The organism is Allocatenococcus thiocycli (assembly GCF_921292965.1).
Lineage (GTDB): Bacteria > Pseudomonadota > Gammaproteobacteria > Enterobacterales > Vibrionaceae > Vibrio > Vibrio natriegens.
Genome location: NZ_CAKLCK010000051.1, coordinates 83,963 through 97,566, shown reverse-complemented (window position 1 = coordinate 97,566; position 13,604 = coordinate 83,963). Strand labels below are relative to the sequence as shown.

General features: G+C 42.8%; 23 protein-coding genes. 4 read left to right on the top strand and 19 right to left on the bottom strand.

The features are described 5' to 3' along the window. Window positions 1-70 precede the first annotated feature (70 nt). Window positions 71-1,786 (top strand): amidohydrolase, encoded by a 1,716-nt coding sequence (locus tag L9Q40_RS21230; RefSeq protein ID WP_498794548.1) that lies wholly within the window; start codon window positions 71-73, stop codon window positions 1,784-1,786. A 290-nt stretch (window positions 1,787-2,076) separates the two neighbouring features. Continuing rightward, window positions 2,077-2,277: a hypothetical protein gene (locus L9Q40_RS21225; protein ID WP_014232029.1), complete on the top strand. Its 201-nt coding sequence runs from the start codon at window positions 2,077-2,079 to the stop codon at window positions 2,275-2,277. A 94-nt stretch (window positions 2,278-2,371) separates the two neighbouring features. On the opposite strand, the gene L9Q40_RS21220 is transcribed toward L9Q40_RS21225, so the two are convergent. From L9Q40_RS21220 to L9Q40_RS21140, 17 genes are all read right to left on the bottom strand, one after another. Further along, window positions 2,372-2,767 (bottom strand): ACT domain-containing protein, encoded by a 396-nt coding sequence (locus L9Q40_RS21220; protein ID WP_498794547.1) that lies wholly within the window; start codon window positions 2,765-2,767, stop codon window positions 2,372-2,374. 36 nt (window positions 2,768-2,803) lie between these two features. Beyond that, window positions 2,804-3,133, bottom strand: coding sequence for a zinc ribbon domain-containing protein YjdM (locus L9Q40_RS21215; RefSeq protein WP_020336411.1), 330 nt, complete (start codon window positions 3,131-3,133; stop codon window positions 2,804-2,806). Window positions 3,134-3,207: 74 nt separating this feature from the next. Continuing rightward, window positions 3,208-3,924, bottom strand: coding sequence for a TSUP family transporter (locus tag L9Q40_RS21210; protein ID WP_498794545.1), 717 nt, complete (start codon window positions 3,922-3,924; stop codon window positions 3,208-3,210). Between the two features lie 30 nt (window positions 3,925-3,954). Continuing rightward, complete coding sequence (locus L9Q40_RS21205) at window positions 3,955-4,374, bottom strand: GFA family protein (RefSeq protein ID WP_498794544.1); 420 nt, start codon at window positions 4,372-4,374, stop codon at window positions 3,955-3,957. 16 nt (window positions 4,375-4,390) lie between these two features. After that, window positions 4,391-4,705, bottom strand: coding sequence for a hypothetical protein (locus L9Q40_RS21200; protein ID WP_118118711.1), 315 nt, complete (start codon window positions 4,703-4,705; stop codon window positions 4,391-4,393). 132 nt (window positions 4,706-4,837) lie between these two features. After that, entirely contained in the window at window positions 4,838-5,263 is a 426-nt protein-coding gene (locus L9Q40_RS21195; RefSeq protein WP_498794543.1) for a GNAT family N-acetyltransferase, read from the bottom strand. Window positions 5,264-5,287: 24 nt separating this feature from the next. After that, on the bottom strand, window positions 5,288-5,650 hold the full coding sequence (locus L9Q40_RS21190) for a VOC family protein (RefSeq protein ID WP_498794542.1): 363 nt from the start codon (window positions 5,648-5,650) through the stop codon (window positions 5,288-5,290). A gap of 66 nt (window positions 5,651-5,716) precedes the next feature. After that, the gene (locus tag L9Q40_RS21185) at window positions 5,717-6,334 is read right to left on the bottom strand and encodes an HAD family hydrolase (RefSeq protein WP_498794541.1); all 618 of its coding nucleotides are present in this window, start codon (window positions 6,332-6,334) and stop codon (window positions 5,717-5,719) included. Window positions 6,335-6,464: 130 nt separating this feature from the next. Beyond that, window positions 6,465-6,881 carry a VOC family protein gene (locus L9Q40_RS21180; protein WP_014232038.1) on the bottom strand — a complete coding sequence of 139 codons (417 nt, stop codon included), beginning with the start codon at window positions 6,879-6,881 and terminating at the stop codon, window positions 6,465-6,467. Between the two features lie 148 nt (window positions 6,882-7,029). Then, entirely contained in the window at window positions 7,030-7,380 is a 351-nt protein-coding gene (locus L9Q40_RS21175) for a hypothetical protein (RefSeq protein WP_498794539.1), read from the bottom strand. A gap of 108 nt (window positions 7,381-7,488) precedes the next feature. Further along, window positions 7,489-8,028, bottom strand: a complete 540-nt coding sequence (locus L9Q40_RS21170) for a GNAT family N-acetyltransferase (RefSeq protein WP_065296934.1) — start codon at window positions 8,026-8,028, stop codon at window positions 7,489-7,491. Between the two features lie 54 nt (window positions 8,029-8,082). Next, window positions 8,083-8,601, bottom strand: a complete 519-nt coding sequence (locus tag L9Q40_RS21165) for a GNAT family N-acetyltransferase (protein ID WP_498794538.1) — start codon at window positions 8,599-8,601, stop codon at window positions 8,083-8,085. Window positions 8,602-8,684: 83 nt separating this feature from the next. Next, the gene (locus tag L9Q40_RS21160; protein WP_065296936.1) at window positions 8,685-9,122 is read right to left on the bottom strand and encodes a GNAT family N-acetyltransferase; all 438 of its coding nucleotides are present in this window, start codon (window positions 9,120-9,122) and stop codon (window positions 8,685-8,687) included. Window positions 9,123-9,211: 89 nt separating this feature from the next. Next, window positions 9,212-9,673 (bottom strand): hypothetical protein, encoded by a 462-nt coding sequence (locus L9Q40_RS21155; RefSeq protein ID WP_498794536.1) that lies wholly within the window; start codon window positions 9,671-9,673, stop codon window positions 9,212-9,214. Window positions 9,674-9,689: 16 nt separating this feature from the next. Beyond that, a complete protein-coding gene (locus tag L9Q40_RS21150) occupies window positions 9,690-10,385 on the bottom strand; it encodes an aspartate/glutamate racemase family protein (protein ID WP_498794535.1) in 696 nt (231 codons plus the stop codon). Between the two features lie 34 nt (window positions 10,386-10,419). Next, window positions 10,420-10,998: a DJ-1/PfpI family protein gene (locus tag L9Q40_RS21145; RefSeq protein ID WP_498794534.1), complete on the bottom strand. Its 579-nt coding sequence runs from the start codon at window positions 10,996-10,998 to the stop codon at window positions 10,420-10,422. 34 nt (window positions 10,999-11,032) lie between these two features. Then, a complete protein-coding gene (locus L9Q40_RS21140) occupies window positions 11,033-11,485 on the bottom strand; it encodes an HPP family protein (RefSeq protein ID WP_014232046.1) in 453 nt (150 codons plus the stop codon). Between the two features lie 95 nt (window positions 11,486-11,580). On the opposite strand from L9Q40_RS21140, the gene L9Q40_RS21135 reads away from it, so the two are divergent. Next, the gene (locus tag L9Q40_RS21135) at window positions 11,581-12,135 is read left to right on the top strand and encodes a TetR/AcrR family transcriptional regulator (protein WP_498794532.1); all 555 of its coding nucleotides are present in this window, start codon (window positions 11,581-11,583) and stop codon (window positions 12,133-12,135) included. Window positions 12,136-12,237: 102 nt separating this feature from the next. Here L9Q40_RS21135 and L9Q40_RS21130 read toward each other — a convergent pair whose 3' ends face one another. Beyond that, window positions 12,238-12,528, bottom strand: a complete 291-nt coding sequence (locus L9Q40_RS21130) for a YkgJ family cysteine cluster protein (protein WP_498794531.1) — start codon at window positions 12,526-12,528, stop codon at window positions 12,238-12,240. 228 nt (window positions 12,529-12,756) lie between these two features. Between L9Q40_RS21130 and L9Q40_RS21125 the strand changes: the two genes are divergently transcribed. After that, window positions 12,757-12,996, top strand: coding sequence for an RNA recognition motif domain-containing protein (locus tag L9Q40_RS21125; protein ID WP_065299817.1), 240 nt, complete (start codon window positions 12,757-12,759; stop codon window positions 12,994-12,996). A gap of 172 nt (window positions 12,997-13,168) precedes the next feature. On the opposite strand, the gene L9Q40_RS21120 is transcribed toward L9Q40_RS21125, so the two are convergent. Next, window positions 13,169-13,549: a VOC family protein gene (locus tag L9Q40_RS21120; protein WP_014232050.1), complete on the bottom strand. Its 381-nt coding sequence runs from the start codon at window positions 13,547-13,549 to the stop codon at window positions 13,169-13,171. Between the last annotated feature and the right edge of the window lie 55 nt (window positions 13,550-13,604).

Here is a 13,604-nt window from a genome sequence, read left to right as displayed (position 1 = left end):
AACAGCTTAGGTTTTCTATCGTTAGTCGACAGGTACTTACCTAACATCTTGGAATCAAAAGGAGATTGATATGACAAACCAAGGAAGGTTCACCTTAACAGCGCTAGCATTGGCACTTTTATCGGGATGCAACAATGATGATGCAACCCCGGAAATCGAGGCTGATACCGTATTTTACAACGGTACGATTGTGACCATGGATGGGGATCAGAGCGTAGCGAGTTCTTTGGCGATCAAAGATGGCAAAATTGTTGGTTTGAATGTCGAAAGTGACTACTACTCATCCGAAGATACCCGACTTATCGACCTCAACAACCAAACCATCGTTCCTGGTTTCATTGACGCACATGGCCATTTGTCGATGGTTGCACAAACGGTTAACTTCGCGAACCTTGCCCCATCTCCGATTGGAAACAGTGACACTATAGCCCTGTTGGTCAATGAGATGCAGCAGTTTTGGGACGGTAAAACTTTAGCTGAAGGACAATGGATGGTCGGGATGAGTTACGATGACTCCTTACTGGCAGAGAAGCGACATCCAACAAAATACGATCTAGACCAAATTAGTACTGAGGTACCGATTGTTATCGTTCACGTATCCTTTCATCTAGCGGTTGTGAATAGTAAAGCACTCGAGTTGCTAGGTATTGATGCCACCACGGCTAATCCAGATGGCGGTAAAATTGTTCGAGTTTCTGGAAGTAATGAGCCGAATGGGGTTTTGGAAGAAACCGCGATGTACTTGGCAATGGGAGGTCTGTCATCCGCACCTCAGTCAGCCGATACAATAAAAACCACTTTTAAAGCCGCGCAAGAGTACTACGCTAGTTTTGGTATCACCACCGTACAAGAAGGGGCAGCGAGTCATGAATCAGTTTTACTCTATGAGGATTTAGGAGCCTCAGGTGATTTGTTCTTAGATATCGTCGCCTACCCGACTTGGGATGCGTACAGCATGATGAAACTGGATGGCTACGCACCAAGCAAAACGTACACAAATAACTTTAGAATTGGCGGCGCTAAAATTGTCCTTGATGGTTCACCACAAGGCAAAACCGCGTTTATGACTCAGCCATATTTAAATCCACCAGTTGGAGAAGCGGCCAGCTATGTAGGTTACCCCACCCTGACCAGCGAGTTTCTCGAAACTAAGCTGAGAAGTTACCTAGACGAAGGCACTCAGTTCATCGTTCACACTAATGGTGATGCGTCTGTCGATATGTATTTGGCCGCACTCGACGCAATCTCAACGGAAAGCGATGACTTTAGCAAAATTCGTCCGGTTTCCATTCATTCTCAAACCACTCGAGATGATCAACTAGAAGCGATGGTCAAATATCAAATGATCCCATCATTCTTTAGCGCACATACCTTTTTCTGGGGAGATTGGCATCGCGACGAAGTGTTTGGTGAAGAGCGAGCAATACGAATCAGCCCGACCCGCTCTGCAAGTAACTTAGGCATTAACTATACCACTCATAACGATGCTCCCGTTGTTGACCCAGATATTATTCGACTCATGTACAACACGGTAAACCGAGTTACACGCTCTGGTCAGACATTAGGAGAAGACCAAAAAGCAACCGCGTATGAAGCCTTGGCGTCAGTCACTAAAAACGCCGCATATCAATATCTTGAAGAAGATCAAAAGGGGACAATTGAAGTTGGAAAACTAGCCGATCTTGTGGTCCTTTCTGCCAACCCTCTAACCATCGAACCTGAAAAAATGAACACCATAGAAGTGTTAAAGACCTACAAAGAAGGTCAACTCGTCTACAGTCAATAATGATTAGACCTAAAAAGCTCAAAGAGCTAATTATCAAACGGCGCAAGATACCTGCGCCGTTTTCTTTTATCACACCACAAATACAGAACTCACCACGCATCACTGGATGACTAGTCAAATAAAAATTGAGTGCCTTAAGCAACGTGAGTGAGGTCGCACCTCAAAATGTGTTTCAAATTTACAAAAGTGAATTTTAAATTAAAACTTAATCCAAACTTGATCACATTAAAAATCCAAACTACGTTTTAATCATACCAAATGGTAATTTAATTACATAAAAGGGAATTATTATGTTGTCAGCTATCAAGGAAATGTTGGTTCATCCCAAAGATTACTCTGGTCACGATGTGGATACGGTGATCTCACAACTCGCCGCTCAAACAAGTACAGAGCCTTATATCTGGTCTTATATCGAAGAACAATCCGTTTACGAAAACACCTCAAATGGAATGCGCGTCTACCCTCACGAACTTCGACGATATATTTACTAAACCCTTACCAGCTCCACAACATGTGCCCTACGGTATACTTCGGTTGTAGGGCACATTCTCTTTTTCAAAAGGACTGGCATTAAAAAATGAAGCGTTAAGCGGATAACTCACACAACGCTTCAATTGCAGCATCAGCTTTTGATGATTGGACAAAGATATGATCGTGGTAATAGGCCGCAATGACATTAGCACTGATGCCTTTTGAAGCAAGTTTTGTGGCCACCGCAGCGGTCAGTCCAACCGCTTCCAGGCTTGAATGAACCATCAGTGTAATTTGCTTAAACGAGCCTTCAAACGATAAACCAGCTTTTCGGGCAGCCGATTTTTCGATCACCAAAGTGAGCCCTTCAGCTTCGGTAAAGGTCGCAACAGGATTAAGTGACAAATAGTTTTTAAGCTCACCTGAAACGGTACAAAACACAAACTCAGAGTCGACGAGCGTAGGGCGTAGTGATTTAAGCAACTCATCTAATTCGGTTATCCCTGCCATTCAGATATTCTCCATAACGCTTAATAAATGCGAAACTCAAGCTTTCTTGACAAATTTCGCGGTGACCATCATTTCACCAGCGCCATCTACTTTGCAATCCAGTTGATGATCTTTACCTTCGACGATGCGTCTAATCACGGCTTTAGTGCCAATCTTTAAAACAAGGGAACTGCCTTTAACCTTGAGATCTTTCGCCAACGTGACTTTGTCCCCTTCTGCTAGCAATGTGCCATTCGCATCATTGACGCTAAAAGCTTCTTCAACTTCAGACGGATTCCATTCATAAGCACACTCAGGACAAATGAGATGGTTTTGGTCTTGGTAGACGTATTCTGATTGACAGTTTGGGCAAGGGGGGAAAGCCATAGTTATCTCTTTTCTATTAAAATCTGGATGCTATGTTAATACGTCACACCAAAAATGCACGCGATACCTAAATGTTATATGAAAACTGCTATTAACATCCTAATCGCTAATAAGGTGAGTAACGTTTTGATTATCAGAATGACTTTTTTATTGCCCGCGTTAAATCTCGCCTTGGTGCCAATAAACGAGCCAAGAATCGACCCTAGCACCATATAAACAATAACATTTAAGTTAGACACGAGATCACTTGTAACCGCAGCGTATACCGGGATCTTAGCCAAATGACTGATGGTCAAAAACATAGAGCTTGTTGCGATAACAGCGTCATTCGATTTCAACTGTTTGGTCAGTACGGCGAGTGACAAAGGGCCCACAGCACCAACAATAAGCCCCAATCCCGTTTGTAGAAAACCAATCAAATAGTAGCTTTCGTACCGACGTATAAAGTGCGCAAATCGCTTACTCCAAAGATTCAATAAGATATACGAACCGATTGCGACAGGGACATACTCGAAAGAGAGTTTCGATAGAAAAAAACCAAATACCAGCATACCGATTAGAGAGCCAGCCAAAAACTTAGGAAGTAACGACCACTTTACATGAGCGAGCGAGAAGAACATACGCGATGAGTTGCTGGCGAGCTGTGTCACACCATGTATTGGTATGATTAAGCTCGGGCTGAGAAAACTGGGAAGAACGGCAATCAATAGCATCCCTCCACCAAACCCAATAAACCCAGCGATCGCCGAGGTTACCATCGCAATGAACCCTAAAATAAACTCTACTGGCACCACATTCCCCTAGCACTAACGCTTTAATATCTAGTTTTTATTTTGCTCTGGTAATTGCTCAAAACTCGGTACTTGAGACAGGTTTTTTGTCCAATTCGCACAGCTACCTACAAAAATTTTTGCCGTAGGTGAAATTGGAACCGGGCCATCAAGACTACCGGCGGGGGTGACAATACATTGAATATTCTCTGCTACCGTTGGCAATGCTGAGCCACAGTTTTGACAAAAGCTCTTGCTATGTAACGTATGCGGATGTTGATAAGTCTTAACGTACGTTTCACCCTGAGTCCAAACTAACGTAGAGTCTTGAGCAAAGAGATTAGCCGCATGCGCTGAGCCTGTATACTTTTGACAGCGAGTACAGTAACACAAGAAGAATGACTGAAACTCACCTGTGATCTCGAACTTTACACGGCCGCAAAGGCATGATCCTTTATGTACCTTTCCCACAAACCAACCCTCTCATTTACATATCAACACGTGTTGCTACAAATGCTTCTATCCACTGATTGGGCTCTGCAATAACAAACTCGTAGGCACGTTGATCAGATAACGTAATACGAATTGCTTCACTGGTAACGGGCATGATACCAGCCCCTTTCCCTATACACTTTTCTACCGAAACAATTTCATCACGCTTTAAAATGTAGGGGCCAAATGCAAGCTTCTGACTATAGGGTTTAAAAATGACCTCTGTGTCTGTCAAAGACAACTTTCCATCTGCTCTTGCTACACCAACCTGTATCGTAGCAGTAGACGATTTAATAATTTCTCCAGCCATGATATCTCCTTATATTCTGACCGACTTAACTAATGCCTTGTTAAACACTTTCATCTTTGTGACTAATCTGATTAGTGGTTTAAAGACAATTTCGTCACCAAAATCATCATTAAACGCATTAACTATAGAGTATCAAGAGGTGGCCCGGGACATGTAAAAGAACCTGTCGTCTTCTTTTTCCACCTGAAAACCGCTCCGCTGGTACAAGTGGTAAGCCGGACTAATTTTGAAAACTTTGAGCCGAATAAGAGCTAGTTTTGCCTCGTTCGCCAATCTTGCAGTTTCAGCCAGCGCTGCCGCGCCAATTCCCTTGTTTTGAAATGAAGATCGGACTTGAAGGTCACGTAAGTAGCAGTGCCCATCATCATATTCCAGACGGATTGCGCCAACGACCTCACCTTCAAACAAGATATCCCAACTTTCCAGTTTGGCAATGTGTTCCAATATCTGCTGTTGATCCCAGTCAACCGAATAATGCTCATAATAAGAACGCATATTATTAAAAGTGATCTCAGCTGACTCAGAAAAATCAGCCGTTGGCCGAAATGAAATGTTCATAATTCTCCTTTCTCCAGCGAAACACTAAAGGTAAACCACAGCTTCGACATTGTTGCCATCAGGATCTAACAAAAAGGCGGCGTAATAGTTAGCCGCGTACTTTTTTCTCAACCCTGGCTTGCCATTACAACTTGCTCCATGAGTTAAGCCTGCTTGATGAAACTCGATAACTTGTTCTTTATTAAGAGCAGAAAAAGCGATGTGGCTTTTCGCGTTGTTATCACCCTTTTCAATTAGAAACCTGACGTTTGGTTCCGTGGTTAAGCCAAAGCCAGCAGCAGAGTCATCTGCCCATTTTAACTCAATACCAAGTGGTGTTAACGCACGTTGGTAGAAGTCGCGGCAATTTTCAAAATCAACGACTTTAATTTCAAAATGATCGATCACTCTAATTCCTTGTGATGTGGTTTTACATTTCCTTGTAAATTCTATTAGGCATTAACTCTCTGTAAATTAAAACTTTAGCCCAAGTGCTTTCAAGTCTGCCTCACACTGCCGGGCGTTTTCAAACTGAATCGCCGCCATGCCAACCGTTTCAGCGCCTTCGACATTATATGGCATATCATCAATAAACACGGTTTCTGACGCCTTCAATGCGTACTGAGTTAGCAAAGACTGATAAATTTCTGGTTGCGGTTTTAACAACCCTAGCTCAGCCGAGACTGTAGCCCCTTCAAAGATATTCCAAAACGTATAAGTCTCTTTCAAGTACGAGACAATTTCATGCACATTATCCGTGAGTGCAAACACGCAATAGCCAGCCGCTTTAACTCGCCTGATCAGCTCGACCGAGCCATAAATTAGAATCTGGGTTTGCTTCACGTAATAAAACAATCGCTCGCAATCAAGTTCGGAGAAACCAAGAAGTTGTTGATATTGAAGTTTTGCTTCACTTTCAGAAATAATGCCTTTGTTCAGATCTAACCAAGTGTCTGACTGAAAGATACTTTTCACCTTTTCTTCTGCGGAGTCGATGTTTCCAAACGTTAACCTTACGATTTCTAACGGCGCCCAGCGAACAACCACATTTCCGATGTCAAAAACGACATTTTTAATAGTGTTCGATTCCATTTTGTACTCCTCTCTTACTGTCTATTTCAGAAGCGGATACACGATGTAACGCTCTTCAAAACGAAACAAGCACCACGATAAAAACGTAAGTGCCACGAGTGACGAATCCCCATCAATAATCTGGCAAAATTTATCTTTTGGCCATTGGATGGTCAGGGTTCAACTGAAGAAGATCCCAGAGGTTTCCGTACAAATCTTCAAATACGGCAACGGTGCCATAATCTTGTTCTTTAGGCTCACGGACAAAGTTGATTCCTATGGATTTCATTCGTTCGTAGTCACGCCAAAAGTCGTCAGTATTTAAGAAAAGGAACACTCGCCCACCAGCTTGATTGCCAATAAAATCGAGCTGTTCTGGTTTTGAAGCTCTTGCCAGTAGCAATGCCACGCCATGAGAATTAGGTGGAGCTACGACGACCCAGCGTTTATCTTCTTCCGGCTGGTATGTGTCTTCGAGAAGCTCGAATTGAAGCTTGTTTACGTAAAAATCGATGGCTTCGTCGTAGTCTTTCACTACTAACGCTATATGGACAATATTTTGCTTCATTTCGATTCCTAATGGTCTGATTCGTTACCACACCAAGTGATAGTTTATTGAATGCTTACCGTCTAGCTGCGCATACCGGATGAACAAAAAATGCATTCTGAATGTGAGCATCTAATAATTAGAGCAACACGAGACGTACAACTCTTACTCAAAAAAACTGCAGCACCAAACAAGTCACAAATGCTGGTAAGCCCGCGATAAACAACACTAGCCCTGTTTGATAATTAAGTCGACGTTGTTCCTGCTGTTCTTTGTCAAAATCATGGCCTTTGACCATTTTGTAGACTTTATCAGTTCTGGGATTGGCGAGTCTGGATGCTTTACTGTCTACACCCGACTCCCACATAAGCTTCGCCAAGATCCAAATCACGATGACCACAAAAAATAAAAAATCGACGAGCTGTGTTGCTGCAAAGAATGGCACAAACTTCGACAGAACAAACACAGTTAATGCGGCGACCATGTTAATGAGCAGTACCTTTTTAATTAAATCAAGCAACGCACCCTCCTAGCGTTAAATCCGTTTTAAGTGACATTGAAAGCTCACGACTAATAACCGTTCCATTAAAAATATTTAACGGCACATCACTCACTGTTCGATTCCACATCAGGTATCTTTCGAGATTTTGTATAAGCAATGTCTTTCCAGTGGGTGCCCTTTTTCAACCTTAGGATGATTGAAGTTTTGCTTTGTATCGACCATACCAATCTTCAGCATAACGCGCTGCGAAGGCTCATTTTGTAAAGCCGTAAACGCATAAACAGATGGCGCATCCAGTTCTTTAAAAGCAAATTCTAAAGCTTTATTAGCGGCTTCAGGCGCGTAGCCTTGTCCCCAAAACTCAGATGACAACCGCCAACCGATTTCAATGAACGGCGCATTGGGAAAACCACTGTTCTCATCTTGCTGATGCAGCCCAACAAAGCCTATAAACTGGCCTGTTGATTTGAGTTCAACCGCCCAAAATCCCCAGCCATTGTCAGCAATAAGGTTTTGAATTTTTTCCGCTTGTTCAAAGCTTTCCTGCTGGGAAAGTGTTGAGAGAAAATATCTCATCACATGGGGGTCTGAACATAGTTCAGCATAAGGCTGGAAATCTTCACTTTTCCACTGACGCAGAATCAATCTGCTGGTTTCCATCTTCATTTGTTTTTCTCTTTATGGACTTTAAGCTTCTATGCACTAAAACTAGTGACGCCGTCACTTACAAGCCACCCAATATCTGGCCAAAAGATTGGGAAACACCTTACCCATTACTACATTCTCAAGTTGACCACCGTTGGCTTCGATAACTTTTCGTGACGCGAAATTGTCCTCATCTGCAGTGATTAACGCTTGCTCAATACCCAGCTCTTTGGCTTTACGCAAAGCCAGCCTTAACATGTACTTTCCATGACCTTTAGACCGAGAGGAAGGCGCAATGTCGTAGCCAATATGGCCTGCTTCTAATGTCAGAAAATCGTTGTTGATATTGTGGCGGACACGGATCGCACCAATAATGACTTTGTCTGAATTGACGAGCCAAAAATGACTACAGGGTACGTATCCTTCTCTCAGGTTAATCCCATTCGCTTCATCAGTCAGTCGTTGAACGTAATGAACGAAATTGGATTTACCCTCTTGGTAGTACTCTGAGTTTTCAACATCATGTTGAGCAAAGTCATCGTAAAAATGCGCAAAGGAAGACTCAAATTCTACTGATGGTACAACTAACTCCATGAAAAAATCCTTTTAAATGAGAGCTCCTTAAACAGAAGCTCAGACACAAAACGCGCCACACGTAGCGATTCAACCTTCAATCGTTATGCATTCGTTTTGATGTGATACTGCATTTCGATGAGCTGATGTTCACCAACAATTTCAACTTCTCGAATAAACTCAAAACCAAATTTCTCATAGTAATTGCGTAAATAACCATGAGCGTGAATTTCGATAGAGCTTACTCCATCATTTCGAGCGTAATCCATTAGCGCTTGGACAACTTTAGACGCGATTCCCATTCCTCGATAAGGCTCTGTAACCGCAACTCTGGCCATAACGGAAGAGCCGCCCTCTTTTATCGTTAATCGTGCCGTTGCAACTAGAGCGTCCTTGTCCTCTACCAAAGCGTGAATGGAACCTTCATCTAATCCATCTAGGTCTAACTCTCTCGGTATCTGCTGCTCAACAGTAAACACCTGATAACGAATAGCTTGTGCTTTTTGAATGATCTCTGAGCTGTTCCCAGTAATGATTTCCATGCCAACTTCCTTTAAGCATATAACGAGGTATTTAGAGAAACAGGCTAACACGCTAACGGATTCTTAGCCCGCTTCTGGATGTTTACTTTTTACGCTTCAGGGACAGGTATCAAATTGAATGTAGCATCAAAGATTGCTTTATCCTCTTCAGATAGCAGCCCTTGAAATTCAAGCGCTCGTTCATAGCATTCCAGCGCATTGGTTTGTTCACCCGCAATCTGAAATGCATGACTTAAGACGGCATTGGTAAACGCCTGAATCCAATCAGCACCTGTTCCATCAAAATAGTCAAAAGCAATTTTTGCGAACTGAAGGCTTAACTTCGATTCATTCACGCACAGTGCTCGCGCAACGGCTAAATGAGCGAGGTGTTTATTCTCATCGGTGCCTACTTCTGACCAATGATATAGTGATGAAAACGCAACGGTTAATAGTCTCTGTTTCTCTTCTGCATTTGCTGAACTCTCAGACAGAGACCAAAATTCATTGTTACTCTCAATGGCAAAGTATCGGTTTAAACGTGAGATATCTTCATTACTTGGTAGAGCCATAAATTGTCCTTATTTTTTAATTACCTAATGCCCATTCAACGCCATGCGCTGCATGAATTTCCGTGGTGTCATACAAAGGAACCGTCGTGTCACTTTGCTTCACTAATAATGCAATTTCAGTACATCCCAGAATCACCGCTTGGGCGCCCTGAGCGTGTAAATTGGCAATGATTTTCAAGTAACGGTCTCGGGACTCGGTTTTTATTTCCCCCAGGCAAAGCTCTTGATAAATAATATCGTGAACGACGGTTTGCTCATCGGCAGTAGGAACAACCACGTCTATGCCAAATTTCTCTGAGATTCTGCCCTTGTAGAAATCTTGCTCCATTGTAAAACGCGTTCCCAACAGACCAACTTTAGTGACACCGTCTTGAACCAGGCTCTCTGCGGTCGCATCAGCAATATGTAAAATTGGAATAGATATCTGCGACTCAATTTCTGGTACAACTTTATGCATTGTGTTCGTGCATATCATTAAAAAATCTGCGCCACCACATTCTACTGACTTGGCTGCTTCGGCAAGGATCAAAGCGGTTTCTGACCATTTTCCTTGATGCTGGAGTTTTTCAATTTCGTCAAAGTCGACACTGTATAAGCAAATTTTTGCTGAGTGCAAGCCACCTAACCTTAACTTAACGCCTTCATTCAGTGCTTTGTAATAACTGGCGGTGGATTCCCAACTCATTCCACCTAACATGCCTACTGTCTTCATTTTTCTTCCCTTACTTGAACCATCAATCGCTCAATTATGATCGTTCCTGCCACGTATACTCCATTTGACGCGCGACCAACTCGGCCAGGTCACGACTATGTAGCTGTGAAACCAGATATAAGCTCATATCGATACCGGCAGAGATACCTCCAGAAGTGGTGTATTTTCCTGATGTGACCCAGCGTTGATCGTCAATCACCATTAGGTCTGGAAAGCGACGCGATAAATCAGGTAAGTCTTCCCAGTGTGTTGTAACCGTTAAACCGTTGAGCAGACCAGCGCTGGCTAATAAAAACGCACCGGTACAAACCGATACCACCCGACTTGCACCTTGATCAACCGATTTGATCCAGTTCAATACCGGTAACTTCGTCATTTCCTCAGTGTGTACACCGCCCACTACAACCAACAAATCAATATCGGGATGATCATGAATAGAATAGTCAGGTAAGACGTTGAAGCCACCTCTTGCGACAACGGTGTTTTTAGTTTCTGCGACGAGAAACACATTCCAATCACTTGTCTCTAATCGCTTTGCTGTACTAAATACTTCGAAAGGCCCGGAGAAATCCAGCACCTCTGCCCCGTCATAGATGTATATTCCTATATTCATTGTGCCTCCATGCACATAAGCTATTGTTAGCACTTTAGCTTTTTACCCATTGCTTGAGCAACCCTTGCATACTCTTTCCGACTAACACAATAAGAACGGCTCCCAGTAAAACAGGAGTAATAAGGAAAGCCCATCCCTGCCCTGACAGCATAATCAACAACGGATTTGCCCCTGCTGGCGGATGCGTGGTTTTCGTCACTAGCATCAGACTCACTGCAATCCCAGTAGCCAGTGCCAGAGTCAGAGGTGAAACACCAATATATTGAGTAAAAAACACCCCTACAAATGCAGTAATTAAATGCCCAAAGATGACATTTTTAGGCTGCGCCAACGGACTCTCGGGTACGCCAAAAACCAGTACAGCCGTCGCTCCAAAAGGCGCCATGAGCAGTGCTACATCGCTCATTGTGGAATCAAAAAATGAAAGCAACCCTATTGCAAGAAATGCCCCAATGCCTGCGATAACAGATAAACCAAAATTCTTCATACTATTCTCCGAATTAAAGTAGACCGATTTGTCTACTAAACTAAAATAGACAAATCGGTCTACTTTTGTCAAACTACTTTTACAGGAGGAGCCTTATGAGTAAAAAACGTCAGTTATTGGTAGATACCGCGTTATCACTTTTTTATACCAATGGAATTAACACTATTGGCATCAATGAAATTTTGAGTGTCTCTGGCGTGGCTAAGCGCACCCTTTACACTCACTTCTCAAGTAAAGAAGCGCTGGTGCTGGCCGCTTTGCAGCAAAGGCACGACACGTTTTCTAACTGGCTAGATCAAAAACTAGCAGGTTCGAAGACAGATAAAGAATTGATAGATAGATTGTTTTCAGCACTATCAAGCTGGTTCAACAATCAGGAACAAGATTTAGGGAATTTCAGAGGCTGCTTTTTTATCAACACTTCGGCAGAATTCAGTGATTTGAATAGTGAGATCGCACGTTTCTGTGGGCATCACAAAGAAGAAGTCCGACAAATCATCGCCAGCCATCTAAAAAGTACGGAGAGTACGTTGCTAAATGCCATTTGCATTTTAAAAGAAGGCGCGATTGTCACTGCGCATGTAAGTGGAAATCGCCAAGATGTTACCCATCAATGTATTCAAATTCTGAACCAAATGATTGACGATTAACAGCAGTTGGAGAGAGTAAATAAAGTACGCGAGCTTATTGAGTTGTGACGATTCGAACGATGCCCCATCGCAAAAATACGGCATCATCAAGGAGTAACTAACCTATAGAAACTTTACTCTCTCATCAATACACTCATAAGACCCCATTTCGAACTCGCGACATATCCAGGGCCGGTTTTCATATATTGAGCACATGTACGTTTCTCTGTCTAAAGCCGCGCACCAACCGTCATCCAGTCTCATCATGGTTTCACCACCATACTGGTCGCGGGAAATGAATTGATCTGGAACACCTGTATCTGAAATGATCATAACTTCGAGGCGGCAGCAACACGCTTTGCAGTTTGAGCAAGACGGTGCTTCTGGAGAGGTATTTTTAATCGGTATATTCATGGGTAACTACAATTTCGTCAATTGTGCATGATACCTTAAATCTAATATGACTTTCGGAACTTTATAAGAAATATTTACGTTAGCATTGATTAAGAATGGCTAATTTATAAATAAACTGCACAGCAAACACGCTTTTAGGCTCGCTCTACCTTAGTGACAACAATTCTTTACTTGGTTTGTCAGAACTTACCTGAGACAATGGTCACAACTTACTACAGGCGAAACAATATGAAACTTTTAGTCCGCAATCTTGCGCGAACCACGACCGAACATGAAATTCGTGTTCTTTTTTCAGCCTACGGCACCGTCACTGAGTGCAACCTAGTATTAGACCAAGAAACTGGGCAATCTAAAGGCTTCGCATTCGTTGAAATGCCAGATAAAGATGAAGCGAAAAATGCACTTGAAAACCTTCATCTCACTAGCGTAGCCAAGAGCAAAATCCGAGTTAAATTCGCTCAAAACTAAGCAGCCTTCGGAGCCTGGTTAACCGCGCGTTATACAGGTTCCTTTGTTTAACTTCACCAGCGTTAACCCTTGTTCCCTGTCTGATATCTTCGCCAGACAAAAAAACGCAACGTACACCTAAACGCTACACGTTGCGAATATCAATTTAAGTACTAACTTTTACGTGATAATACTAAGCCATGATATGGGTAGCGCAAAGCTTATTACCCGCAGGATCACGTAAATAGGCAAGGTACATTTCGCGAGGACCAACCGCTCTTACACCTGGTGGATCTTCACAGTCAACACCACCACTTTCCAAGCCGGCTTTATGCCACAACTCGACTAATTCCGGGCTTTCCACTTTAAAGCCAATAGTCATACCATTTCCTGAAGTTGCAGCTTCACCATTGATTGGCGCGGTGATAGCAAAAGTCCCCTCAGGATGAAAATAGAAACAGCGTCCATGTGGATCTAAGACACCTTCTTGGTAGCCCAGAACGGCTAAGATGGCATCATAAAATTGCTTGGATTTATCGATATCATTCGAGCCAACCATAACGTGACTAAACATTTATATGTCCTTTTTAGAGTGTTGTTGAACTAACCTACTCTGCTATATCAACTTT